We start from the raw sequence: 24,594 nt of genomic DNA, 5'->3' as shown, positions 1-24,594 counted from the left end.
AATAGATAGCATATGAGGAAGTTATTCTGAAGTTCGATGCTGTGTTGTTTGACTGTGACGGCGTGCTGGTGGACAGCGAACCCATCACCAATGGTGTGCTGCGCGACATGCTGGAAGAGCGCGGCTGGACACTCAGTCCGCTGGAATGCATGCAGCGCTTCATCGGCAAGGCGGTAAAGGACGAAACCGCGCTGATCGAGGCCCACACTGGCCAGCCCCTGACCGAAGACTGGATGGTGCGCTTTCGCGAGCGCCGCAACGCCGGCTTGACGCGTGACTTGAAACCGATTCCCGGTGCCGTCAAAGCGGTGGCGAAAATTCACGCGGTGTTTGAAAGCCGCATCGCCTGCGCATCCGGCGCCGACCGCTTCAAGGTCGAACTGCAGCTGCAGAAGTGCGGGCTCATGCCTTATTTCAAGGGCCGGATTTTCAGCGGCCATGAGATGCCGCGCTCCAAGCCTTTCCCAGACGTGTACCTGGCCGCAGCAGCGGCTCTCGGCATCCAGCCTGCGCGCTGCGCGGTGGTCGAAGACACTGTGACCGGGGTTGCGGCTGGCGTGGCGGCGGGGGCGACGGTGTTTGGCTACAGCCCGCCGCAGGCCGGGCACGATGCGCCAGAGGCGTTGCGGCGGGCTGGCGCTGTCATTGTTTTCGCCGACATGGCAGCGCTGGCAAAACTGGTCGGGGCAGCTGTGCCGCATTGACGCGCTGAATCACCCGGCAAGGTGGGGCGCGGCGACTGCGGCAGATCAGACTCGGCATCCCCCAACGCCGTTGGCAGCGCCGCAACAGTCAGAATAGTCTGTGCGCCCGGTCGAACGCGTGCCCCGCGCGTTGCGGCGCAACTATTCAAATTTGGAGCTGGTGAAGCGCATGGGTTGTGCTTAAACTGTTCAGACATCCACCGTTCTTGAAAGGTCTTCTTATGAACCACCCCAATGAAACAGCAGCTGGCTTGCGGTGGGTCTGTCTGGTCTTGCTGATAGGCGTCTTTTCTTTTGCGCCTGCGGCTCATGCCCAGGCGCCAGGCCTTGCCGCCCCCAAGCTCGTTTTGAGGGAAAGCGTTTTGCAAATGCCAAAGGGCGACACGCAGGAGGTCAGGGTGTTGACTGCAGCTTTCAAGCCCGGTGACAAGACTGTCTTTCACACCCACCGCTCCCCTGTGACGGTGTATGTCCTCGAAGGCCAGTTCACGCTCGACCTGGACGGCAGGGCACCTGTCGTCGTCAGTGCCGGTCAGGCTTTCGTCGAACCACCCAACGTCAAAATGACGGGCTACAACAAAAGCGCCACAGACCCGCTGCGCGTGGTGATCTTTTATGTGAGCGAAGTTGACACGCCATTTCTTGAACCGGTGCGCTGAGGCTGGTGGACGGAGCCCCGTCACCCTTGAGATAGCGCTTCAGCTGAGCGAGTCGCCGTGGCTGCACATAGGTTGCCTTTAATCCACCGCACCAAATCCCGGCGCCAGTCCTAAAATTCCAGGATGCCAGCCGCCCCTACCCCAAACCTGAATGACGACTTAGCGCAACGCGTCGTCTCTCACGCGGCCAACGCCGAATGGTCGCCGTCGCCGCTACCGGGCGTCGATCGCCGCATGCTGGACCGCGTCGGCGGCGAAGTGGCGCGCGCCACCAGCCTCGTGCGCTACCAGCCGGGCTCCAGCTTTGCCAGACATGTTCACGGCGGTGGTGAAGAAATTTTGGTGTTGGAGGGTGTGTTTTCAGACGAGCAAGGCAACTATCCCGCCGGCAGCTACTTGCGCAACCCGCCGGGGTCTTCCCACGCGCCGTTCTCGCGCGAAGGCTGCGTGCTTTTCGTCAAGCTTTGGCAGTTTGCCGCGCAAGATGTAGAGCCGGTTCGCATAGACACCCGTACCGAGCTCTGGCGGCAGGGGCTGGTGCCCGGCCTGTCGGTGATGCCGCTGCACGAACACGACGGCGTCAGCACGGCCTTGGTGCGATGGGCGCCCGACACCCGCTTCAAGGCGCACACGCATCCCGGGGGCGAGGAGATTCTGGTGCTCCAGGGCCTGTTCCGCGATGACGCGGGCGACTACCCCGAATTAAGCTGGCTGCGCAGCCCGCGCCGGAGCCAGCATGCCCCCTTCACGGCGCAGAGGGCGCGCTCATTTATGTCAAGGTCGGCCACTTGGGGGCTGAGTTTCTGACGCCTTGATACCTTTACTTATTGAGCCCCCATGCACGGCGCTTGGAGATCCGCGTCGGTCTGCGACCCCACGGCCGGCGCACGGCGTGCTAAGCTGCCAATGCCATTTTTTTACAACTAAAGCGAGACCACACCATGCCCGGATTACTGCCCAACGTTGACCCTGACGGCCTGCTTGAATTTTCGGTGGTGTACACCGACCGCTCGCTCAACCACATGTCGCGCAGCTTTCAGGGCGTGATGACCGATATTTCCAGCATTTTGAAGCAGGTGTACAACGCGCATTCTGCGGCGCTGGTGCCCGGCAGTGGCACCTACGGCATGGAAGCGGTGGCGCGCCAGTTCGCCGCCGGCAAACATGTGCTGGTTTTACGCAACGGCTGGTTCAGTTACCGCTGGACGCAGATCTTCGACATGGGGCAAATCCCCGCGTCGCACACCGTGCTCAAGGCCCGCAAGACTGGGCCGGGCGAGCAGGCGCCTTGGGTACCCGCGCCGATTGCCGAAGTGCAGGCGTCCATAGCCAAAGAAAAGCCCGCGTTGGTTTTTGCCCCGCATGTTGAAACCTCTTCCGGCATGATGCTGCCCGACAGCTACCTGCGCGCCGTGGCCGACGCGGCGCATGCCGTGGGGGGCCTGTTCGTGCTCGACTGCATCGCATCTGGCGCGATGTGGGTGGACATGAAAGCCACCGGCGTTGACGTGCTGATTTCTGCGCCGCAAAAAGGCTGGAGTAGCTCACCGTGCTGCGCCATGGTCATGCTCAGCGAGCGCGCCCGCGCCGCCATTGAAACCACCACCAGCTCCAGCTTTTCCTGCGACCTGAAAAAGTGGCTGCAGATCATGGAGGCCTACGAAAAGGGAGGCCACGCCTACCACGCCACCCTGCCCACCGACGCCCTCACACGCTTGTCGGCCGTTATGAAGGAAACGCAAGCCTATGGCTTTGCCAAGGTGCGCGTCGAACAGGAAGAACTGGGCAAGAAGGTGCGCGCGCTGTTTGAAAGCCGTGGCCTGCCGAGCGTTGCGGCCGAAGGCTTCAAGGCGCCAGGCGTGGTGGTCAGCTACACCACTGACCCCGAGATCCAGTCCAGCCGCAAGTTTCTGGACCAGGGTTTGCAGACCGCCGCCGGCGTCCCGCTGCAGTGCGATGAAGGCGCTGACTTCAAGAGCTTTCGCGTCGGCCTGTTCGGGCTGGAGAAGTGGCACAACGTGGACCGCGCGGTGGCGCAGTTAGCGGCGGCGCTCGATCGTATCGGCTTGGTCGCGCCTGTTGCTGAAACGGTTGGGGGCTGAGCGTCTTTTCCTCTTCCAGAGGTAGACGGGCAGTATTCGTCACCTGATTGGCTTGAAGGGGCGCCGATGCAAGGAGGCCCCACTTTCCCATTCTTGAATAAAGAGATGTCCAAATGAAATGCGCTTTGGTCGGATCCCGTTTTTTCGCTGCCTCGGTGTTCGAGGCGCTGCGTCATGAGGAAGGAGTCGAGTTCACCAGCATCGTCGCCCCTGCCGCCGATGACCGGCTGGCGCTGGCCGCGCGAGGGGCCGGCGTTGCGGTGCATGTGCTTGACAACCCCCGCATCGTGCCGGGCCACGCCATTGCCGAGGGCACCGATCTCATCATTGCCGCGCACACGCACGCACGCGTGAGCGACGAGGCGCTTGCGCGTTCGCGTCTGGGCGGCATCGGCTATCACCCCTCGCTGTTGCCGCGGCACCGCGGCATTGCCGCCGTCGAATGGACGATTCTGGAAGGCGACCCGATCGCGGGTGGTTCGATCTATCACCTGGCCGACGGCTGGGACGCGGGCGCCATCGCCGCGCAGGACTGGTGCTTTGTCAAAAAGGGCGAGACCGCGCGCGACTTGTGGGAGCGCGCTTTGGCGCCTATGGGCTTGGCCCTGTTGAGAAAAGTTGTTCATGACGCCCGCTTGCAAGGCGCCGTTCCTGCCTGCCCGCAAGACCCCAACTTCGCCACCCGGGCTCCCATGATTCGCAAGGCGGTCGTGCTGACCGAGGAGGTGTCGTCGGCGAACACCTCGCTGGTCGTCTCCATCGTCGGCGCAGACCGGCACGGCATCGTGAGTTCTCTGGCCGAGCGGGCAGAGCGCTTTGGCGCCAACTGGTCCGCCAGCCGCATGACCAAGCTGGCCAGTGAATTTGCCGGCATGGTGCATTTCGAAGTGCCGCGCCAAAACGCCGACGCCCTGGCAGCCGCGCTGCGCAGCCTGCATTCCAGCAGCTTGCAGGTCGTCGTTGCCAAGAGCGACGACGCGGCAGTGCCCACGTCGTTGCGCAGCGTCGAGCTAAAACTGGTCGGCTCAGACCGGGTCGGAATCGTCAGCAGCCTGACCAAGATACTGGCCGAGCGCAGCATCAGCATAGAAAACATGCACACCGAAATCGTCCATAACGGCGTGTCCGGCAAGCACTTCAAGATCGACGCGCACTTGCTGGTGCCGGCGGCCTTGTCGGTCGATGCGTTGCGGCTGGAGCTTGGCGCGTTGGCGACCGAGATGATGGTGGATATCGCATTGGGAGAGAGGCAGGTTGCTGGAATTTTGGGTCAGCTGGCGGCTTGACGCCGATCTGACCGCTCGCTCCAGATCGAGCCTGGCCTGTCACGTTTACAGCGGGTGGGGTGCGGGTTCTAGCAATGCAGCAGGAACGTGACGAATGCCGAAGAGTTAATCATGCAAACCGCTCAAACCCATCTCGATTCAGGGATGGATACTCAAATGGACATTTCAGCCCTGCAAGTCTCCTGGCGGGCGTTTGATACGGTGGCGCACCTGCGACCTATTCACAGCGAGGCGGACTACGACCGCACGGTCACCCTGATGAATGCGCTGCTGGATGTGACCGGGGACGACGAGGATCATCCGCTGTCGGGTCTGCTTGAGCTGGCCGCAGAGTGGGTCTCCCGTTATGAACAGAAGCACCATGCAATCGAAGCAGCAAATCCCAGAGACGCCCTGCGGTTTTTGATGGAGGCGCGCGGCCTGAAGCAGGAAGACCTCTCTGCCATCGTTCCCCGGAGAAATCTGTCAGCGATTCTGGCGGGCAAGCGAAAGATCAGCGTCACGATGGCGGGAAAATTGGGTCGATTCTTTGGTATCAGCCCGGCTGTGTTCGTGCCTAGATGAGCAGACTTTTGCGGTGCGCGGTTTCTCGTCCGCTTGAGACCGAAGGCGGCTGTACAGTTTTCCGAACTGATCGCTCCAAACCCGCCATTCAAATCACGGTAGTGACTGTCAGCAATGTGTCGATGATTTCAGTACGCTCGCATCGTGGACCCAAGACGGTCTTCCCCAACGTATTAATACGCTAGCTTGCGCACCAGTTGGCGTTTCCCAGCGCCTTGGCGAGAAACTCAATCAACAGGCGCACCTTGGCCGACATATACCGCCGACTCGGGTAAACCGCGTAGATACCAAACTCTGAAGAGCGGTACTGCGGCATCAATTCGACCAGGGCGCCGCTTCGCAGATCCTCTCCAACCATGAACGTGGGCTGCAGGATGATGCCATGGTGCTTGAGCGCCGCAGCGCGGCAGGTATCACCACTGTTGGTGCGCAGTACGGGGTTAACGACTACGGTCTGCCTGCCATCCGGACCGTCAAATCCCCACTGCTCGCCCGTGGCGAGAAGGCTATAGGCGAGGACGGCATGCCGTGCAAGATCCGAGGGGTGTTCTGGTTGGTCGTGTTCTTTGAGATACGCGGGCGATGCACACAAAACCATTCGTGTGGATGCCAGCTTCTTGCTGATCAGCGACGAACTGGGCAGGGTCCCGATGCGCACCGCCATGTCATAGCCCTCTTCCACCAAGTCCACCACCCGGTCGTTCAGCGTCACATCCAGCGTGACCCTGGGGTTCTGGGTCATGAAGTCGGACCACAGCGGGGCCAGATGCAAGTTGCCGAAGGTCACCGGCACATTGATCTTCACCAAGCCACTGGCCTGCGCCGATCGCGCAGTAATTACGGACTCGGCCTCGTCGAGCTCGCCCAGTATGGCCTTGCAGCGGGCGTGAAAGGCTCGGCCCTCTTCTGTGAGCGAGAGTTTGCGCGTGGTTCGGTGCAAGAGGCGCACACCCAGTCGCGCCTCCAGCTCCGCTACGTAGCGCGATACCGCGGCCTTGGACATGTCCAGCGTCTCGGCCGCCCGCACAAAGCTGCCGGCATCCACCACTGCGGTAAAGGTTTGCATTTCAAGAAATCTATCCATTTATCTCAATCCAAGGAACTATTAATTACAGAAACACATATTTATCTTTTATTGTGCAACAAATACAGTTGACCTATGCCTTGAACGCAACTGGAAAATTGCCAGGAAGGGCTCCCTTAAACCCTTGAAAGGAAATCGTATGAAAGTTCTCGTTATTGGCGCCGGCAACATGGGCTCCGGATTTGTCAAGCAACTCTCCGCCGCAGGTCACAGCGTGAGCGTCACTGCCCGTGACGCCGCCAAAGCTGCCGCCGTCGCATCCCAGAACGCCAATGCCACGGCAGTCCCCGCCGCCGGTGCTGCCGAAGGTCAAGATGTCGTCATTCTGGCCACTGGCTTTGGCGATGCCGTGTCCGCACTGCAATCTGTGGGCAACCTGCGAGGCAAAGTGGTGGTAGACATCACCAACCCGCTGACCGCCGACTATATGGGCCTGACGCTGGGTCACAGTACCTCGGCGGCGGAAGAAATTGCCAAGGCAATTCCCGGCGCACAAGTGGTCAAAGCCTTCAACACAGTGCTCGCACAGGTGCTGGGCCAGGGCTCGAGCCTGGGCGACGGCAGCAAGGTCACGGTGTTTTACGCCGGCGACAGCGACGCCGCCAAGGGGACCGTGAAAGATCTCGCCGAGAGCCTGGGCTTTGTCACGGCAGATGCGGGCGGCCTGAAGAATGCGCGTTACCTGGAGCCCGTGGCCGCTCTGAACATTTACTTCGCCTACGGCGCCGGGCGCGGCACCGCCATTGCCCCAGCGTGGCAAGGCATTTAAGTGAACCCTGATTCATTCCATTTCATTTCATTTCATTTCATTCACAACCGTAATTCACCATGAACCGCATTTACCGTAACACCATCGTCGCGACCCTGGCGTTTAGCGTCTTCAGTTTGGTCAGCGCACAAACCCTGGCTGAAAACCCCACCACGCCACCTCCCAAACACGAGAAGCAAAAACCCGAGGTCGAGCGCAATCTGAAATTGTTTGACACACTGGACTTCGATGTTTTCAGTAACCAAAAATGGGATCGCCTGCACGAGAGCCACTCGGCCGACATCGTGGTGACCTGGCCAGATGGCCACGAAACCAAGGGCATTGGCCGCCACATCGACGACCTCAAAGCCATGTTTGTGTTTGCGCCAGACATCACCATCAAGGAACACCCGATCCGTTTTGGTTCCGGTACGTGGACCTCCGTCACCGGTGTGATGACGGGTACCTTTACCAAGCCCATGCCTACCGGTGACGGCAAGACCATCGCCCCTACCGGCAAGCGCTTTGCCATCGGAATGGCTACCACCGGTCACTGGAAGGATGGGACCATGGACCACGAATGGTTGTTCTGGGACAACCAGGACTTCATGAAGCAACTCGGTCTGGGGAAATAAGCAATCCTGGCCTCCTTGCTGACAGACGGTCGGCAAGGGACAAGGTAAACACCGTGCCATCAGGAGACGCAATCATGGAATCAGGCTTGATCGGCGCAACGGTTTTGGAGTTGGGTGGCAACACCAGCGCGGTCCGGAGCGGCGAAGGAGCAACACCTGCGGCCAAAGAGTTCAAGCTGGGCGTTGAGTCACTGGTGCAGCAATGCCTGTTGCACCAGCCGCCCTCACCCATTGAACTTGAGCATGCCATTGAGCTGACCGAGGATGTGGTCATGCCGCTTGCGTCACAGTTTGCCACCAGCCCGTTGCTGGTGTTGCAGGGCATGGGTGCCCAGGTGATCTCAAAGGCCATTCAGGCCGGCGGGCTGGTGCAGACCACGCTCACCCTTGACATGGTGGAGTCGCTGTTCAACCGGCTGGTGGCTGTCAGCGCGGGACGGCCGGCCAGTCAGGAATCCTTGCCGATCGACAAATGCCTATTTGCCAGCCTGCTCATTCTGCGGGAATTCATGCACCATCTGGGGTTTACGCAAGTCACGCTTCAGACCAGCCGGGATGGGCCAACTTGAAACTTGCTATTCACATCTGAAGGAATCAACACCGTGTCCAATGCACCCGCAAACGCCAGCGCAAGAATGCCAACGTGGTTCATCCCCCACGGCGGCGGACCATGCTTCTTCATGGACTGGAACCCGCCCGACGAGTGGAATCGCATGGCCGATTTTTTGAAGAACGTGGCAGCCACTCTGCCGCGCAGGCCCAAGGCCATTGTGATGGTGTCGGCGCACTGGCTGAAGCCGCATTTTGCCGTGACCAGCGCTGCGCAGCCGGAGCTCATTTACGACTACCACGGTTTTCCTCCCCACACCTACGAACTGACGTACCCCGCCCCCGGTGCACCCGTCCTGGCGGAGCAGGTCGTGAAGACCCTCACGACCGCTGGCATAACCAGCGCTTCTGACGCGGATCGCGGCTTTGACCATGGCATGTTCATTCCACTCAAGCTGATTTTTCCGCAGGCCAATATCCCGGTGGTACAACTGTCACTCCACAACTCGCTTGACCCTGAGCAGCATTTGGAAGCAGGACGGTCGCTGGGAACTTTGCGCGATCAAGATATCTTGATCATTGGCAGCGGCATGAGTTTTCACAACATGCGCGCCTACGGCAACCCGCAATACGGCCCGGTGTCCGATGCTTTCGACGACTGGCTTACCAAGGCTGTCGAGTCCAGTGCGCAAGAGCGTTATCGCTTGCTCGCCAACTGGGAGCAGGCCCCTGGCGCCAGGCAGTGCCACCCGCCGCGCGCTGAAGAACACCTGCTCCCACTGATGTTCATTGCGGGTGCTGCTGGCGAAGATGCAGGTCGCAAGGTGTTCTCTGACCGTATCATGGACACCACGGTTTCCGCATTTTGCTTTGGGTAACGTCAAGCAATTGTGTGTCTATTCGAGCCAATTAAGAATTAACGTAGGCTACCTTCCCTCACGCGCCACTTTCAACGTAGCTAGCCCCCTAAACTCGAATTCGCCCTCGATAAACCCCGTGTTGTACAACGGTGTTCCTTCTTGAACATCTGCGCGGTCAAATGGCAGTAATGCAGTCGGATCATTTCCGCGCTGGTGCTGCATTGATGCGCGATCAATGTTGGCGATATGCCTTGCAACAATTTCATGGTGATGTAGACGGAACCGTCTCCTCCAGTGCGAAAGCCCCGACAGGCAGGCAAAATCGTCCCTAAATGTTAGGAATCTGCTCGGCACGTGCACTCATATTGAGGGCCCTCGATCTGTCCTTAGTATCTGACCACCGACGCTGGCGACATCAGAACTGATACACGCCGGCACAGATGGTCGTGCTGGTATCGAACGTACATTTGTGCCGGGGGATGACCGGCATCATCGCAGCCATGACTCGTAACCTGAACTGGATGTAGCCGCCACATTGGCCCGCGCCGTATGCATTTTTTGGTAGCTGTCGATCAGGCGGCGGTGCCTGTCGAGCCCCTCCAGTTTCATACTGGTTGGCGTCAAGCCAAAGAAGCGCACGCTGCCGTCCACGGAGCCCAACACCGCGTCCATCCGCGGATTGCCATACATCCGGCGGAAATTGGCCACGTAATCGTCCAGTTCCAGGTCGTCATCGAGCAGCACCTCCAGCACCACGTTTAAGGCTTGATAAAACAATCCGCGCTCGACCGTGTTGTCGTTGTACTGCAAGAAGGCGCCCACCAGCTCGTGCGCCGCCTCAAGTTGCTGCAAGGCGAGTTGAATGAGCAGCTTCAACTCGAGAACTGTCAGCTTCCCCCAAACCGTATTCTCGTCAAATTCGATGCCGATCAACGTGGCGATGTCGCCGTAATCATCCAGCTCACTATTATCCAAACGCTCAAGCAGCGCTTCCAGGCTGGCGGCGTCCAGGTGATGCAAGTTCAAGATATCTGCGCGGAACAACAGCGCCTTGTTGGTGTTATCCCAAATCAAATCTTCTACAGGATAAACCTCTGAATAGCCGGGCACCAAAATCCGGCAAGCAACGGCGCCTAGCTGGTCATGGACCGCCACGTACACCTCTTTGCCCATGTCTTCAAGAATGCCGAGCAAGGTCGCGGCTTCCTCGGCATTGGAATTCTCGCCCTGGCCCGAAAAATCCCACTCAACAAAATCGAAATCCGCTTTGGCGCTAAAAAAGCGCCACGACACCACACCGCTGGAATCGATGAAGTGTTCGACAAAGTTGTTTGGCTCAGTCACTGCTTCACTTGCAAAGGTGGGCCGAGGTAGATCGTTCAGGCCTTCGAAACTGCGGCCCTGCAACAATTCCGTCAGACTCCGTTCCAGCGCCACCTCAAAGCTTGGGTGCGCGCCGAACGAAGCAAAGACACCGCCGGTTCGTGGGTTCATCAAAGTGACGCACATAACAGGGTAGATTCCACCCAGCGACGCATCCTTCACCAGCACAGGAAAGCCTTGCGCTTCCAACCCCTGAATGCCGGCCAGAATGCCAGGGTATTTCGCCAGCACTTCGTGCGGCACATCGGGCAGTGCCATTTCGCCTTCCAGTATTTCGCGCTTTACCGCCCGTTCGAAAATTTCGGACAGGCATTGCACTTGCGCTTCGGCCAGCGTATTACCGGCACTCATGCCATTGCTGACATAGAGGTTTTCGACTAGGTTGGACGGGAAATACACAACCTCGCCGTCCGACTGCCGCACATACGGCAGCGAACAGATACCGCGCTGCACATTGCCGGAGTTGGTGTCGACCAGGTGCGAGCCACGTAATTCTCCATCGGGGTTGTAAATTTGCAGGCAATGCTCATCCAGAATTCCCGACGGCAACGCATCTTTCTTGCCAGGCTTGAACCAGCGCTCGTTCGGGTAATGGACAAACGCCGCGTTGGCGATGTCTTCGCCCCAAAACGCACCGGCGTAGAAATGGTTGTTATTGAGGCGCTCGATATATTCGCCCAACGCCGACGCCAACGCGCTTTCCTTGGTCGATCCTTTGCCATTGGTAAAACACATCGGCGAGTGCGCGTCGCGGACATGCAGCGACCACACATTGGGGACAAGATTGCGCCACGAAGCGATTTCAATCTTCATGCCCAAGCCCGCCAACACCTCCGACATATTGGCGATGGTTTGCTCCAGCGGCAGATCCTTGCCCGCAATATAGGTGCTCGCTTCAGAAGCCGGAGTCAAGGTCAGCAAGGCCTGGGCATCGGCATCCAAATTCTCTACCTCTTCAATCACAAACTCGGGCCCGGCTTGCACCACTTTTTTCACCGTACAACGGTCGATGGAGCGCAAAATACCTTGGCGGTCTTTGGCAGAGATATCCGCCGGCAACTCAACCTGAATCTTGAATATCTGCTGATAACGGTTTTCCGGATCGACAATATTATTTTGCGACAGTCGGATATTCTCGGTAGGAATATTGCGAGTGTCGCAGTACAACTTCACAAAGTAAGCCGCACACAAAGCCGATGAAGCCAAAAAGTAATCAAACGGACCAGGCGCAGAGCCATCGCCCTTGTAGCGGATAGGCTGGTCGGCCACCACCGTGAAGTCATCGAACTTGGCTTCAAGACGAAGCTTATCGAGAAAATTGACCTTGATTTCCATGAGAGAATTTCAAAAATGGTGTACAAAATGAGGTGGCCGTTATTATCCTTCGCCACGCCGGCGCCTTGTGATACATCGATGCTTTCTACAAACGCTGCCGCATACGGATAATTTGACAGACTAACGCCATTGCGCAGGACGTGGTTGGGACCGGCGTGCTTCCATGCGCCATGGCGATATCCACGGTAGCACCATTCACAAAACTGAATCTCCGCGAGTTCCGCCAACATACTGGGTCTCAGAGATTGGGCTGAATCCGTCCGAATACGGGACCCATTCAATGCGGCGAACCAAGGCCTCCTTGATTTACCGGCGAACAAAAAATCTTTGGGCAGTTCAATTGCTTCTTGGCCATGCCAAGCTGGAGAACACTGTGCGCTACCTTGGAATTGAAGTTGATGATGCATTGGAGATGGCCGAGCAAACGGAAATTTGATCGGTAGTAGATGCCCAGCAACAAAAACCGCCTGTTTGCTGGCCTGCCAGAAAGCGGGTACCGACGGCCGTCGGGTTTCGCTGCATTGCAGACACGCAAGCCGAACATGTCGATCGGTTGCACGGCCAGATAACCATTATCGGAAGTCCCTCAAGCCGGCACCCCCCGGCGAAACTCCCAGGAGACAGTCCACTCCCGAACGCCCGGAGAAAATTCTTCTTATTGCGAAACCCAGCAGCCGCAGCCATCTGCTTGACCGGCTTGTCGCTGCGATTTTTCGCCGGGCCGAAAAGCCCGGGCACGGCCGCTGTTTGCCTTGACGAGCGCAGCCGCTTCGTGCGCGAGCAGCTGCGCTGATGGCATCTGGATGGCGGGCAGTTTTAGGTATCAAATATGCCTGTAGCCCATATAATACGGGCGCAAGCAGCTATCAAAAAGATAGTATTTACGAGGTTTGAATCCGTGTTGTGTGCCTGCGATGGCGCGTTGCGCTACATGCTGGAAGAGCGCGGCTGAAAGCTCAGCCCGCAAGGACGGTTTAGAACCCGATCTCTTGCTCATTTCCATGGATCTTCAATTTTCGCCCTGCAGGGCTGCGATCAGAGGGCAGCGGATACTTCCGCGCACGGCGCAGCAACGCTCAACCAGGTCGGCAAGTGCAGTCTCAATGCGTTGAAGGTCAGCCAGCTTTGCACGCACATAAATTAACTTGTGCTGCGCCTGCGCGCGCGCTTCATCGCAATGCGCCCCATCTTCCAGCTTGAGCAGTTGAGCAATCTCGTCCAAACTAAAACCCAGTCGCTGTGCCGACTTGATGAAACGGACTCGACCCAGATCAGCCGCGCCATAGCGGCGCACGCTGCCCTGGGGCCGACCTGGCTCGTGCATCAGGCCTTTGCGTTGGTAAAAACGTATGGTTTCCACATTGACCTGCGCCTCGGTGGCCAGCGTGCCAATAGTCCAGATAGTCAGGTTTTCAGGAGAGGTGTTCATGGTCCTTGACTCCGTACTTGAGTACGGAGATAAGCTTAGTTCATGAATGCAGTTCAAATGGAAAAAACCAGCGACAAAACTGGCCTGCGCGCACTGCTGACCGGAGGATTTGCCGCACTGTTGGCGTCCACTTGCTGCCTGGGTCCGCTGGTCTTGATTACCTTGGGATTCTCGGGTGCGTGGATCAGCCAGCTAACCGTTTTGCAGCCCTATCAGCCGATTTTCATTGGCGCGGCATTGGTGGCTTTGTTCTTTGCCGGCAAGCGCATTTGGCGTCCCGCTGGCCGGTGTGCGCCGGGGGAAGTGTGCGCCCTGCCACGGGTCAGGCGCGCTTATCAACTGCTGTATGTCGGGGTCTGTGCGCTGCTGCTCATGGCGCTGGTCTTCCCGCTGATTGCTCCGCAGTTTTATTGAAAAGACTTCCCTAATGAAAAATCTGATTTCCACTACAGGCATCGCCATCATCCTGGCCGGTTCTACCCAGGCTGCCAGCGCCGCACCCAAAACGGTGACTCTGGTCATCCCGTCAATGGACTGCTCGGTCTGCCCCATCACGGTGAAAAAGGCCTTGTCGCAAGTACCCGGCGTCAGCCAGGTTAGCGTGAGCTTTGACAAACGGCAGGCTATCGTCACATTCGACGATGCAACAACCAATCTGGACGCGCTGACCGAATCCACGAAAAACGCGGGCTATCCATCAACGCTGGTGGGGGCCGCCAATTGACCACCGTCACGCTGGAGTCCACGCTGACATGTCCGGAGTGCGGCTATTCAAGGACTGAGACCATGCCTACCGACGCTTGCCAATGGTTTTATGAATGCACACAATGCCACGCCGTGCTCAAACCGCTGCCGGGTGACTGTTGTGTGTACTGCTCGTACGGAACAAACCCTTGCCCGCCTATTCAGGAAAGCGGCAAGCCAAGTGGTTTTTGCGGCTGACTTTGATTGGTCGGGCCCGCAACAGTGATCGCAAGCAGGCCATCTTCAGGCCTGCACCCCCCTCCGAAACTCCCCCGGGGAAACCCCAGTCCACTCCCGGAACGCCCGGATAAAACTCTTTTCATTGCGAAACCCGGCCGCCGCAGCCACCTGCTTGACCGGCTTGTCGCTGCGATTGAGTAGCTCCTGCGCTCGCTCGCGCCGCACCTCGTCCTTCAAGCCCTGCAGCGACGCGCCTTCCTCCTTCAGTTGCCGATGCAGCGTGCGCGCCGAGATATTGAGCAACGCGGCCACGCCGTCTGCCTTGTGGGCTTTGTCTGGGTGGGCGGCCAGTGCTTGGCGCACCTGTTGCACCAGCAGCCGGTCGCGCCGGTATTGCAGCACCGTCAGCGGCAGGGCGCGCTGCAGCATTTGTTGCAGCGCCTTTTCGTCGCGGCGCAGCGGCAGGTTCAGGTAACGCGCATCAAAGCGAATTTCGGCCTGCGCGGCGCCAAAGCGCAGCGGGCCGGGGAACATCAGCGCGTAGGCGTCGGCGTGCGGCGGCGCGGCAAAGGGGACGCGCGTGCCCTGCAGCGGGATGCGCGAGTCTATGTACCAGCAGGCCAGGCCGTGAATGTTGCGCAGCACATGCACCAGGCAGAACTCGCGCGCGCCCTGGCCAAGCTGGCTTAGTTCAGCGCGCTCCTCGATCACGATGGCTGCGCTGTCACCGCTGCTCACCAGCTTCAGGTGAATGTCGTCCGCCAGCAGCGCGTGGTGGCGGCACCAGCGCTTGAGCGCCACGCCCAGGCTGGGTGCGCTGAGCGAGGCGCGCGCCAGCATGCCGTAGCTGCCCCAGGGCAGGCGGCGGCTGAAAGCACCCAGTGCCTCGTCGTCGAGCTCTTGCATGGCGGCGCCGGAAATGCGCTCCATTTGCCAGGCGCTGATGCGAGATGCCAAATTAAGCAGCGCTGCTGGCGCAATTTGTGCCTGTGCTAGTGCCCCGGCCGGGTTCATGCCGCGGCGCTCATAGGCCGCCACCATTGCGTGAACGAAGGCAATGGGTGTCACGGCGGGCGCGCTCCAGCGGGTTTTCATGGCCTGAAGTGTGACCTTAGTTGGCACGATTTGCAACCTTCATGGCGACTCGGCACTTTCAGAAAGTTTTATGCTTGGGGCTTATTGCCCCATCGCCCCACTGCCCGCGCCCGCCCGCGCAGGCTGCCGCCAGGAGACAGACATGAGCGAAGACCTTTCCGCACAGCCCCCGCTGACCAGCAGCCACGCCCGTGGCGCCACCGACGCACCGCTGATCGAGCAGACCCTGGGTGCCTTTTTTGACGCCGTGGTGGCGCGCCAGCCCGATCACGAAGCGCTGGTGAGCGTGCACCAGCGCCGCCGTTACAGCTACCGCCAATTGCAGCGCGAGGCCGATCGCCTGGCCAGCGCGCTGCTGGGCCTGGGCCTGCTGCCGGGCGAGCGCGTCGGCATCTGGTCGCACAACAACGCAGAATGGGTGCTGACCCAGCTGGCCACGGCCAAGATCGGCCTGATCCTGGTGAACATCAATCCAGCCTACCGCACGGCCGAAGTCGAGTACGCCCTGAACAAGGTCAACTGCAAGGCGCTGCTGACCATGGCCAGCTTCAAGACCAGCGACTACCTGGCCATGCTGCGCGAGCTGGCGCCCGAGTGGGCGCATGCCCGGCCGGGCCAGCTGGAATCCAGCACGCTGCCGCATCTGCGCAGCGTGGTCTGGATAGACGTAGCGGGGCAGGGCGAAGAGCAGCCGGGCATGCTGCGCTTTTCCGACTTGCTGGCCAGCGGCAACCCGGATGACCCCCGGCTGGCGCAGATCGCGGTAACGCTCAAGGCAACTGACCCGATCAACATCCAGTTCACCAGTGGCACCACAGGCTTTCCCAAAGGCGCCACGCTGACGCACCGCAACATACTGAACAACGGCTTTTTCATCGGCGAGGCGATGAAGCTGACTGCGGCCGACCGCCTGTGCATTCCGGTGCCGCTGTACCACTGCTTTGGCATGGTGCTGGGCAACCTAGCGTGCTTCACGCACGGCGCCACCATCGTCTATCCGAACGACGGCTTCGAGCCCTTAAGCGTGCTGCAGACCGTGCAGGATGAAAAATGCACTGGCCTGCACGGCGTGCCGACCATGTTCATCGCCGAACTTGAGCATCCGCGCTTCGCCGAGTTCGACCTGTCCACGCTGCGCACCGGCATCATGGCCGGCTCGCCGTGCCCGACCGAGGTGATGAAGCGCGTGATGACCGACATGCATCTGGGCCAGATCACGATTGCCTACGGCATGACCGAGACCAGCCCGGTGAGCTGCCAGAGCTCCATCGATACGCCGCTGGACAAGCGCGTCTCCACCGTGGGGCTGGTGCAGCCGCACCTCGAAGTGAAAATCATCGACCCCGAGAGCGGCGCCATCGCCCTGCCCGGCGTCTCGGGCGAGCTGTGCACGCGCGGCTATTCGGTGATGCACGGCTACTGGGATGACCCGGCGCGCACGCAGGAGTCGATTGACGCAGACGGCTGGATGCACACCGGCGACCTCGCCACCATGGACGCTGCGGGCTACGTCAACATCGTCGGCCGCATCAAGGACATGGTGATTCGCGGCGGCGAAAACATCTATCCGCGCGAGATCGAGGAATTCCTCTACCGCCATCCGAAAGTGCAGGACGTGCAGGTGGTGGGGCTGCCCGACAAGCGTTATGGCGAAGAACTTTGCGCCTGGATCGTCACCCGCCCCGGCGAGACGTTGAGCGAGGATGACATCCGCAGTTTCTGCAAGGGCAAGATTGCGCACTACAAGGTGCCGCGCTACATTCGCTTCGTGGCGGGTTTCCCCATGACGGTGACCGGCAAGATCCAGAAGTTCAAGATCCGCGACGAAATGAAAAACCAGCTTGGGCTGGAAGAAGACCCAACCGCCTGAATCGCTTGACAGAAATCGGCACCCAACTATGACCACGCTCGAATCCAAACTCAACGCCCGCTCTGCCGACTTTCAGGCCAATGCCGCCGCCATGCGCGCGCTGGTGGACGATCTTCATGTGCAGCTGGCCAAGGTGGCCGCAGGCGGCGGAGAAGCGGCCAGAGCCAAGCACACGGCACGCGGCAAACTGCTGCCGCGCGATCGGGTGCAGATGCTGCTCGATCCCGGTACGCCCTTTCTGGAGCTGGCGCCGCTGGCCGCGCTGGGCATGTACCCCGACCGCGACGGCAGCGACAGCGCGCCCTGCGCCGGGCTGATTACCGGCATAGGGCGCGTCAGCGGCGTCGACTGCATGATTGTGTGCAACGACGCCACTGTGAAGGGCGGCACCTACTACCCGCTCACGGTGAAAAAACATTTGCGCGCGCAGGAAATTGCCCAGCAGAACAACCTCACCTGCATCTACCTGGTCGATTCGGGCGGCGCCAATTTGCCGAACCAGGACGACGTGTTTCCGGACCGTGAGCACTTTGGCCGCATCTTCTTCAACCAGGCTAACATGAGTGCGCTGGGCATCTCGCAGATCGCTGTGGTCATGGGTTCCTGCACGGCGGGCGGCGCCTATGTGCCGGCCATGAGCGATGAAAGCATCATCGTGAAGGACCAGGGAACGATTTTTCTGGGCGGGCCGCCACTGGTCAAGGCGGCGACCGGCGAAGTCGTCAGTGCTGAAGACCTGGGCGGCGGCGACGTGCACACGCGCCTTTCCGGCGTGGCCGACTACCTCGCGACCAATGATATGCACGCGCTTGCGCTGGCCCGCTCCTCGGTCAAGAATTTGAATAAAATAAAGGCTGCAGCCCATATGGGACGTGCGCCAGTAGCTCCTAAATTTGTAGCAGAAGAGCTTTACGGCGTGATTCCGACGGACACGCGCAAGCCCTTTGACGTGCGCGAGATCATCGCCCGCATCGTCGACGCCAGCGCGTTTGACGAGTTCAAGGCACGCTACGGCACCACGCTGGTCTGCGGCTTCGCCCACATCGAGGGCATGGCAGTAGGCATCATTGCCAACAACGGAATTTTGTTCAGCGAGTCGGCGCTGAAGGCGACGCACTTCATCGAGTTGTGCTGCCAGCGCAAGATCCCGCTGGTGTTTTTGCAAAACATCACCGGCTTCATGGTCGGCCGCAAATACGAGAACGAAGGCATCGCCCGCAACGGCGCCAAGATGGTGACGGCCGTCGCCACGGCGGCCGTGCCCAAGTTCACCATCATCATTGGCGGCAGTTTTGGCGCCGGCAACTACGGTATGTGCGGCCGTGCGTTTTCGCCGCGCTTTCTCTGGATGTGGCCGAATGCGCGCATCAGCGTGATGGGCGGTGACCAGGCCGCCGGCGTGCTGGCAACCGTCAGGCGCGACGGCATTGAAGGCAAGGGCGGCGCCTGGAGCGCAGCGGAAGAAGAAGCCTTCAAGGCGCCGATACGCCAGCAGTACGAGGTGCAGGGCCACCCCTACTACGCCACGGCGCGCCTGTGGGACGACGGCGTGATTGATCCGGCTGACACGCGCCGCGTGCTGGCGCTGGGCTTGAGCGCTTCGCTCAATTCGCCGATTGCCGAGACAAAATTCGGCCTGTTCAGGATGTAAAGCATGACGAACGCCATCGAAACCACCCAGCAGGGCGCCGTGCTGACGCTGACACTCTGCCGCCCCGACATACGCAATGCCTTTAACGACGAAGTCATTGCCGAGATCACCGCCGCCTTTCAGGATGCCGCCAGCCGCGCCGAGGTGCGCGCCGTGGTGTTGGCCGCCCAGGGCCCGGCCTTTTGCGCCGGCGCCGACCTGAACTGGATGCGCCGCATGGCCGACTACAGCCGCGCCGAAAACCTGGCTGACGCGGGCGCGCTGGCCGAGATGCTACGCGTGATGTACGAGTGCCCCAAGCCGACCATCGCCCGCATTCAGGGCGATGTGTATGCCGGCGGCATGGGGCTGGTGGCGGCCTGCGACATGGCCGTGAGCGTGGATACGGCTAACTTCTGCCTGAGCGAGGTCAAACTGGGGCTGATTCCCGCCACCATCAGCCCTTACGTACTACGCGCCATGGGCGCACGCGCGGCGCATCGGTACTTTTTGACGGCAGAGCGCTTTGACGCGCAGGAAGCGCTGCGCATCGGTTTTGTGCATGCGGTGGTGAACGCCGACGCACTTGATGCCAAGGTGGCGGAAATGACGAACGCCCTGGTCAGCGCCAGCCCGAACGCCGTGCGGTCGTGTAAAACGCTGGTGCAGGAGGTGGCCGGGCGCGCCATTGAGGCAGCCCTGATCGCCCGCACCGTCGAAGGCATTGCCGACATTCGCACCAGCAGCGAGGGCCGGGAAGGCGTGCAGTCTTTCCTGCAAAAGCGCAAGCCGTCGTGGCTGGTCTGATTCACCGTAAAGGGGCTCCACCATGCAAGCATTGGATACGGCTCAACTGATTGCCCTGGCCGGCGCACTTGGCTGGGCCAGCGGCGTGCGCCTCTACCTGGTGGTGCTGTTGACCGGGCTGGCCGGCTTCATGGGCTGGGTCACGCTGCCGCAGGGCCTGCACCTGCTGGCGCATCCGGTGGTGCTGGGCGCCAGCGGTTTCATGGTGTTTGTCGAGTTTTTTGCCGACAAGATTCCTGGGCTCGATTCGCTCTGGGATGTGGTGCATACGGTGATTCGCATCCCGGCCGGTGCGGCGCTGGCGGCTGGCGTGTTCGGCGCCGACAGCAGCCTGATGGGGCTGGTGGCTGCCCTGCTGGGCGGCACGCTGGCCGCCACCAGCCATGCCGCCAAGGCGACGACCCGCGCCGCCATCAACACTTCGCCCGAGCCTTTCAGCAACATCGGGACTTCTCTGGTCGAGGACAGCCTGGTCCCGGCGGGCCTGTGGCTGGCGATTGCCCATCCTTTTGTCTTTATCCCCGTGCTGCTGCTGGTGCTGGCGCTCAGCATCTGGCTGATACGCCTGTGCTGGCGCTTTTTGCGGCAGCTGTTTGTACGCGTCACGCGTATTTTTAGCGGCCGGGCAGATCCCGGCTTGCCGCCGGCCTTTACCTTCAAGTCTCCTTTTTCAAAGAAACAACCGCATGTTTAACAAGATACTGATTGCAAACCGTGGAGAGATCGCGTGCAGGGTGGCTGCTACCGCAAGGCGCATGGCCATCCGGACTGTGGCCGTGTATTCGGATGCCGACGCCAACGCCAAGCATGTAAGTTTTTGCGATGAAGCGGTTCACATTGGCGGCAGCGCCCCCAAAGACAGCTACCTGCGCTGGGAGCGCATCATCGAGGCGGCCAAAGCCACCGGAGCGCAGGCGATACACCCGGGCTACGGCTTTCTCAGCGAGAACGAGGAATTTGCGCAGGCCTGTCTGGACGCCGGGCTGGTCTTCATCGGCCCACCGGCTTCGGCCATCAAAGCCATGGGCCTGAAGGCCGAGTCGAAACGGCTGATGGAAAAGGCCGGCGTGCCGCTGGTGCCCGGCTACCACGGCAGCGACCAGGACCCGGCGCTGCTCAAGCGCGAGGCTGATCGCATTGGCTACCCGGTTCTCATCAAGGCCAGTGCGGGCGGAGGTGGCAAGGGCATGCGGGCGGTTGAAAAATCAGAAGATTTCGAGGCGGCGCTGGCCTCGTGCAAACGTGAAGCCATCAGCAGCTTTGGCGACGACGCGGTGCTGGTCGAAAAATACGCGCAGCGTCCGCGCCACATCGAAATCCAGGTGTTTGGCGACAGCCACGGCAACTACGTTTACCTGTTCGAGCGCGACTGCTCGGTACAGCGCCGGCATCAGAAGGTGCTGGAAGAAGCACCGGCACCCGGCATGACACAGGCCATGCGCCAGCAAATGGGCGAAGCCGCCGTGGCGGCGGCGCGTGCCGTCAACTATGTCGGTGCGGGCACGGTCGAGTTCATCGTTGAACAGCGCGCCGATGGCAGCATGAATTTCTTTTTTATGGAAATGAACACGCGGCTGCAGGTCGAGCATCCGGTGACGGAGGCCATTACCGGGCTGGACCTGGTGGAGTGGCAGTTGCGCGTGGCCTCAGGCCAGAAGCTGCCGCTGGCGCAGGAGCAGCTGGCTATCTGCGGCCACGCCATCGAGGCGCGCATCTGCGCCGAAAGCCCCGACAACAATTTTCTGCCGGCCACCGGCACCCTGCATGTCTACCAGAAGCCGGTCTGCACCAACTTTGAGCGGGGTGCGGTACGCATTGACGATGGCGTGCGTGAAGGCGACACCATTTCACCTTACTACGACTCCATGGTCGCCAAACTGATCGTGCACGGCCAGACGCGTGAAGAAGCGCTGGCCCGGCTCGACCAGGCGCTGGCGCAAACCCATATCGTAGGGTTGAGCACCAATGTGCAGTTTCTGCGCTATGTGCTGCGCACGCCCTCGTTTGCCCAGGCCAATCTGGACACCGCACTGATTCAGCGTGAAGAGGCGCTGCTGTTCAAGCAGGAGCCGGTCGGCCTGGCGCTGGCTGCTGCCGCCGCGATTGCGCAGGCGCTGCTGACCGAGAAGGCCGCCGAGGGCAGCGACCCCTTCAGTCGCCGCGATGGCTGGCAGACGCATGGCGTGACGCAGCGGCGTTTTGAGTTTGAATTCCAGGGCGCACCGGCGCAGGCCGAGCTGCGCTATCTGCATGACGGCGCTTTGCAGTTGAAGGTGGGTGAGCTGTCAGGTCCGCTGTGGTTTACAAAAAGCGGGCAGGGCATGGACATCGAGTTTGCCGGCCAGCGCTTGAGCGTGGCGGTTTACCCGCGCGGCGAGGTGGACCACGTCTTCACGGCGCGCGGAGCGACGCAAATCACCGCCATTGATTTGCTGGCCCACGCCGGTGAGGGCCAGGCGGAGACCGGGCGCCTGAGCGCGCCCATGCCCGGCAAGGTGGTGTCCTTCGCCGTCAAGGCCGGCGACAAGGTGAGCAAGGGCCAGCCGCTGGCGGTGATGGAGGCCATGAAGATGGAGCACACCATCGCAGCGCCCGCGGACGGCGTGGTTCAAGAGCTGCTGTATGCGCCTGGCGATCAGGTGGTTGAAGGGGCCGAGCTGCTGCGGCTGGCCGTCTAAGACAGCTGCGCGCCACGCGGCGCTGCCGGCTCGCTGGCCTTGCCCAGTTGCTCAAACGGCAGCGTCTGCTTGACCAGAATCACCGTGCAGGGCGCCTCCATCGCCACCCGGATAGGCACGGTGGCGACGAAGCGCTGCATCTGCAGGCCGTGGGTGGCGGCGCCCATCACGATCATGTTGACGTTGTTGCCTTCGGCGTAACGCAGCAGGGCCTGCGCCACGTCGCCCGATTCAATGACGTGGTAGGACGTTTGATGCTCGATCTGGCCCAGCCCCTGGGTCCATTGGCGCAGCATCGCCAGCAGGTTGCGGTGCACGGTGGTTTCGCTGTTGGCATCGCTGGTGGTGCTGGTGGCGCTGGGCGAACTCACTGTCACGCAGGCGAGCCGGGCGCCCGGCCGAATGCCCAGCGAACGTTGCACCGCCTGGCGCAGCGAATACAGCGTGGCGTCGCTGACGTCGTGATTCGGCACGGCCACCATGATGATGGGCACCTCGTCGATCTGCCGAACCGGCAGCGGGCTGGGCTGGTAGTGCATGCCGGCCGCCTTGATCCAGCGCTTGAAGTGGGTGCGAAAGCCGGTACCTTTCAGGCTGCGCCCCAAAGCCGTCACCGTGATCTGCTCCGGGTGCATCAGGTCGAAGGCAACGTGCGCGGCCGAGGGGTAGCGCAGCTCGGCCACCGGCTCCAGGCAGCGCAAAATCACCTCCTGCAGCCACTCGGGCAGATCGGGGCGCAGCTTGCGCGGCGGCGGCGGGTCCATCCAAAGGCGCTGGCGCAGACCGGCATTGGTTTGCGGGTTGCCAAAGGGCAGCTCACCGGTCGCCAGCTCATACAGCATGACGCCGATGGCAAAGATGTCGCTGCGCGGGTCGCCGCGCATGCCCACCACCTGTTCTGGCGCCATGTAGACTGGCGAGCCCACCGCGTGGCGTAGCTCCTCGGCCAGCAGATCCGGGTAGTGCGCGTGAAAGCTAAGACCAAAATCGAGCAACAGCGCGCTGCCGTCAGGGCGTATCAGCACATTGGCCGGTTTCAGGTCGAGGTGCACGGCGTTTTGCTTGTGCAGGCTGTGCGCAGCAGTCGCCACGGCGGCGCCCAGGCTGGCCAGCGTGGCCGGATCAGGGCGCTGGCCCTGTTGATCGAGTTCCAGCCAGTGGTCCAGCGTGTTGCCCCTGACGTATTCCATCACCAGGTAGGGCACCACATCCAGGTCGCCCGCCGCCACCAGACGCGGCACATGCGGGCCGGTCAGCACCTGCATGATCTGGTGCTCGACCTCGAAGCCGACGATGTTCTCTGCACCATCGCCCGAGGTCATGCGCGGCACCTTCATCACCATCTCGAAGTTCGGTTCGCGCCCACCGGCGTAATGGACCCGGTAGATCAGCGCCATGCCGCCGGTGTGGATGCAGTCCTCGACCAGAAAACCGTCGATGTCGGTGCCCGGTGCAATCAGTTTCAATGTCCAGTCTCCAGTCGTTGTGCGAAGAATTCCGGCAGGCCGGCCGCACGTATGCTGTCGGCCGCCGCCTGGTGGTTGTAGGGAACGCGGTAGAAAGTCAGTTGCATGGCCTCGGTATCGAACACCGCATACATGGCCTCGGTGCGGCCATCGCGCGGCTGGCCGACCGACCCGATGGTGGCGATCCAGCTGCGGTGCCGTGGCGTGGGGATGCTGACACCGGGCGTCGGCAAAAAGCTCATCAGGCTGCGCCCGCTGCCGCGGTAGTACAGCGTCTGCTGGTGCACATGTCCGCCAAAGACATGGCGCACCTGGGCATTGCCGTAAGGCGGCAACACGGCAGCGTCCAGGCTGGCGGCGGCGGCGCGCTCGTTGTTGACGTAGCGCCAGCGCTCGGGCGCATCGACGCTGGCGTGCACCAGCAGCAGCGTGCCCTCGCTGTGCGTCAACGGCAACCGGGCCAGAAACTGGCGCTGCGCCGCGCTGAGCTGGTCGTGCGTCCATTGGGCGCCGGCGTCCGCGTCAGTGTTCACCGCTGCGGGCGGGCTGACCGCGAGCGCGTCGTGGTTGCCTTGCAGCACCACGGCCCCCTGGCTGGCCAGCGTCATCACGGTTTGCATCACCTGCGCGGGCTCGCCTCCGTAGCCCACCAGGTCGCCCAGCAGCGCCAGCCGTTGCACCCCCAGCGCAGCGGCATGCGCAAGGCAGGCGTCTAGCGCGCGGCTGTTGGCGTGAATGTCTGACAGCAAGGCCAGTTTCATGAGGGGAAGTTTCCTGGTGGATGGC

24 protein-coding genes and 1 pseudogene are annotated in these 24,594 nt (G+C 61.1%); 19 read left to right on the top strand and 6 right to left on the bottom strand.

All coding sequences use genetic code 11. The features are described 5' to 3' along the window. Window positions 1-26: 26 nt before the first annotated feature. From HHJ18_RS00325 to HHJ18_RS00300, 6 genes are all read left to right on the top strand, one after another. Window positions 27-704, top strand: a complete 678-nt coding sequence (locus HHJ18_RS00325) for an HAD family phosphatase (protein ID WP_296910476.1) — start codon at window positions 27-29, stop codon at window positions 702-704. A 368-nt stretch (window positions 705-1,072) separates the two neighbouring features. Next, complete coding sequence (locus HHJ18_RS00320; RefSeq protein WP_296910473.1) at window positions 1,073-1,363, top strand: cupin domain-containing protein; 291 nt, start codon at window positions 1,073-1,075, stop codon at window positions 1,361-1,363. 123 nt (window positions 1,364-1,486) lie between these two features. Then, window positions 1,487-2,170 carry a cupin domain-containing protein gene (locus HHJ18_RS00315; protein WP_366558785.1) on the top strand — a complete coding sequence of 228 codons (684 nt, stop codon included), beginning with the start codon at window positions 1,487-1,489 and terminating at the stop codon, window positions 2,168-2,170. 134 nt (window positions 2,171-2,304) lie between these two features. Continuing rightward, the gene (locus HHJ18_RS00310) at window positions 2,305-3,465 is read left to right on the top strand and encodes an aminotransferase class V-fold PLP-dependent enzyme (protein ID WP_296910360.1); all 1,161 of its coding nucleotides are present in this window, start codon (window positions 2,305-2,307) and stop codon (window positions 3,463-3,465) included. Between the two features lie 113 nt (window positions 3,466-3,578). Then, window positions 3,579-4,751 carry a formyltransferase family protein gene (locus HHJ18_RS00305; protein WP_296910359.1) on the top strand — a complete coding sequence of 391 codons (1,173 nt, stop codon included), beginning with the start codon at window positions 3,579-3,581 and terminating at the stop codon, window positions 4,749-4,751. Between the two features lie 111 nt (window positions 4,752-4,862). Further along, window positions 4,863-5,315: a helix-turn-helix domain-containing protein gene (locus tag HHJ18_RS00300; RefSeq protein ID WP_296910357.1), complete on the top strand. Its 453-nt coding sequence runs from the start codon at window positions 4,863-4,865 to the stop codon at window positions 5,313-5,315. Window positions 5,316-5,496: 181 nt separating this feature from the next. Here HHJ18_RS00300 and HHJ18_RS00295 read toward each other — a convergent pair whose 3' ends face one another. Further along, window positions 5,497-6,399, bottom strand: a complete 903-nt coding sequence (locus tag HHJ18_RS00295) for a LysR family transcriptional regulator (RefSeq protein WP_296910354.1) — start codon at window positions 6,397-6,399, stop codon at window positions 5,497-5,499. A 139-nt stretch (window positions 6,400-6,538) separates the two neighbouring features. Between HHJ18_RS00295 and HHJ18_RS00290 the strand changes: the two genes are divergently transcribed. From HHJ18_RS00290 to HHJ18_RS00275, 4 genes are all read left to right on the top strand, one after another. Beyond that, window positions 6,539-7,168, top strand: coding sequence for an NAD(P)-binding domain-containing protein (locus HHJ18_RS00290; RefSeq protein ID WP_296910352.1), 630 nt, complete (start codon window positions 6,539-6,541; stop codon window positions 7,166-7,168). 59 nt (window positions 7,169-7,227) lie between these two features. Beyond that, a complete protein-coding gene (locus tag HHJ18_RS00285; protein ID WP_296910350.1) occupies window positions 7,228-7,782 on the top strand; it encodes an ester cyclase in 555 nt (184 codons plus the stop codon). Window positions 7,783-7,856: 74 nt separating this feature from the next. Continuing rightward, window positions 7,857-8,351 (top strand): hypothetical protein, encoded by a 495-nt coding sequence (locus HHJ18_RS00280; RefSeq protein WP_296910348.1) that lies wholly within the window; start codon window positions 7,857-7,859, stop codon window positions 8,349-8,351. Window positions 8,352-8,417: 66 nt separating this feature from the next. Beyond that, on the top strand, window positions 8,418-9,209 hold the full coding sequence (locus tag HHJ18_RS00275; protein ID WP_296910470.1) for a class III extradiol ring-cleavage dioxygenase: 792 nt from the start codon (window positions 8,418-8,420) through the stop codon (window positions 9,207-9,209). Between the two features lie 471 nt (window positions 9,210-9,680). Here the strand turns inward: HHJ18_RS00275 and HHJ18_RS00270 are convergent, their stop codons facing one another. Beyond that, window positions 9,681-11,909 carry an OsmC domain/YcaO domain-containing protein gene (locus HHJ18_RS00270; RefSeq protein WP_296910345.1) on the bottom strand — a complete coding sequence of 743 codons (2,229 nt, stop codon included), beginning with the start codon at window positions 11,907-11,909 and terminating at the stop codon, window positions 9,681-9,683. Window positions 11,910-12,138: 229 nt separating this feature from the next. On the opposite strand from HHJ18_RS00270, the pseudogene HHJ18_RS00265 reads away from it, so the two are divergent. After that, window positions 12,139-12,345 (top strand): annotated as a pseudogene (locus tag HHJ18_RS00265) (integrase); the annotation flags it as partial. Window positions 12,346-12,918: 573 nt separating this feature from the next. Here HHJ18_RS00265 and merR read toward each other — a convergent pair. Next, entirely contained in the window at window positions 12,919-13,338 is a 420-nt protein-coding gene (gene merR / locus HHJ18_RS00260) for an Hg(II)-responsive transcriptional regulator (RefSeq protein WP_296910343.1), read from the bottom strand. Window positions 13,339-13,395: 57 nt separating this feature from the next. Between merR and merT the strand changes: the two genes are divergently transcribed. From merT to HHJ18_RS00245, 3 genes are read left to right on the top strand one after another with little or no spacing between them, the layout of a single operon-like run. Next, a complete protein-coding gene (gene merT, locus HHJ18_RS00255; protein ID WP_296910468.1) occupies window positions 13,396-13,752 on the top strand; it encodes a mercuric ion transporter MerT in 357 nt (118 codons plus the stop codon). A gap of 13 nt (window positions 13,753-13,765) precedes the next feature. Next, window positions 13,766-14,062 carry a mercury resistance system periplasmic binding protein MerP gene (gene merP / locus HHJ18_RS00250; RefSeq protein ID WP_296910341.1) on the top strand — a complete coding sequence of 99 codons (297 nt, stop codon included), beginning with the start codon at window positions 13,766-13,768 and terminating at the stop codon, window positions 14,060-14,062. After that, window positions 14,059-14,280: a GDCCVxC domain-containing (seleno)protein gene (locus HHJ18_RS00245; protein WP_296910339.1), complete on the top strand. Its 222-nt coding sequence runs from the start codon at window positions 14,059-14,061 to the stop codon at window positions 14,278-14,280. The genes merP and HHJ18_RS00245 overlap by 4 nt, the downstream gene beginning before the upstream one ends. 45 nt (window positions 14,281-14,325) lie before the next feature. On the opposite strand, the gene HHJ18_RS00240 is transcribed toward HHJ18_RS00245, so the two are convergent. Further along, window positions 14,326-15,357, bottom strand: coding sequence for an AraC family transcriptional regulator (locus HHJ18_RS00240; protein ID WP_296910466.1), 1,032 nt, complete (start codon window positions 15,355-15,357; stop codon window positions 14,326-14,328). Between the two features lie 142 nt (window positions 15,358-15,499). Between HHJ18_RS00240 and HHJ18_RS00235 the strand changes: the two genes are divergently transcribed. The 5 genes from HHJ18_RS00235 to HHJ18_RS00215 are packed head-to-tail and all read left to right on the top strand — an operon-like array spanning window position 15,500 to window position 22,342. Beyond that, a complete protein-coding gene (locus HHJ18_RS00235) occupies window positions 15,500-17,227 on the top strand; it encodes an AMP-binding protein (protein ID WP_296910337.1) in 1,728 nt (575 codons plus the stop codon). A gap of 28 nt (window positions 17,228-17,255) precedes the next feature. Then, window positions 17,256-18,878: a carboxyl transferase domain-containing protein gene (locus HHJ18_RS00230; RefSeq protein WP_296910336.1), complete on the top strand. Its 1,623-nt coding sequence runs from the start codon at window positions 17,256-17,258 to the stop codon at window positions 18,876-18,878. Between the two features lie 3 nt (window positions 18,879-18,881). Continuing rightward, window positions 18,882-19,664, top strand: a complete 783-nt coding sequence (locus HHJ18_RS00225; protein WP_296910334.1) for an enoyl-CoA hydratase/isomerase family protein — start codon at window positions 18,882-18,884, stop codon at window positions 19,662-19,664. Between the two features lie 22 nt (window positions 19,665-19,686). After that, entirely contained in the window at window positions 19,687-20,358 is a 672-nt protein-coding gene (locus HHJ18_RS00220; RefSeq protein WP_296910332.1) for a DUF4126 domain-containing protein, read from the top strand. After that, complete coding sequence (locus HHJ18_RS00215; RefSeq protein WP_296910329.1) at window positions 20,351-22,342, top strand: acetyl/propionyl/methylcrotonyl-CoA carboxylase subunit alpha; 1,992 nt, start codon at window positions 20,351-20,353, stop codon at window positions 22,340-22,342. Before HHJ18_RS00220 ends, HHJ18_RS00215 begins: the two co-directional genes overlap by 8 nt. On the opposite strand, the gene HHJ18_RS00210 is transcribed toward HHJ18_RS00215, so the two are convergent. Then, window positions 22,339-23,808 (bottom strand): bifunctional serine/threonine-protein kinase/universal stress protein, encoded by a 1,470-nt coding sequence (locus HHJ18_RS00210; RefSeq protein WP_296910327.1) that lies wholly within the window; start codon window positions 23,806-23,808, stop codon window positions 22,339-22,341. The genes HHJ18_RS00215 and HHJ18_RS00210 overlap by 4 nt on opposite strands. After that, entirely contained in the window at window positions 23,805-24,569 is a 765-nt protein-coding gene (locus tag HHJ18_RS00205; protein ID WP_296910325.1) for a metallophosphoesterase family protein, read from the bottom strand. Before HHJ18_RS00205 ends, HHJ18_RS00210 begins: the two co-directional genes overlap by 4 nt. Window positions 24,570-24,594: the final 25 nt, after the last annotated feature.

This window comes from Polaromonas sp., from assembly GCF_012927455.1.
Lineage (GTDB): Bacteria > Pseudomonadota > Gammaproteobacteria > Burkholderiales > Burkholderiaceae_C > Polaromonas.
This window is presented reverse-complemented; position numbering and strand designations above follow the sequence as displayed.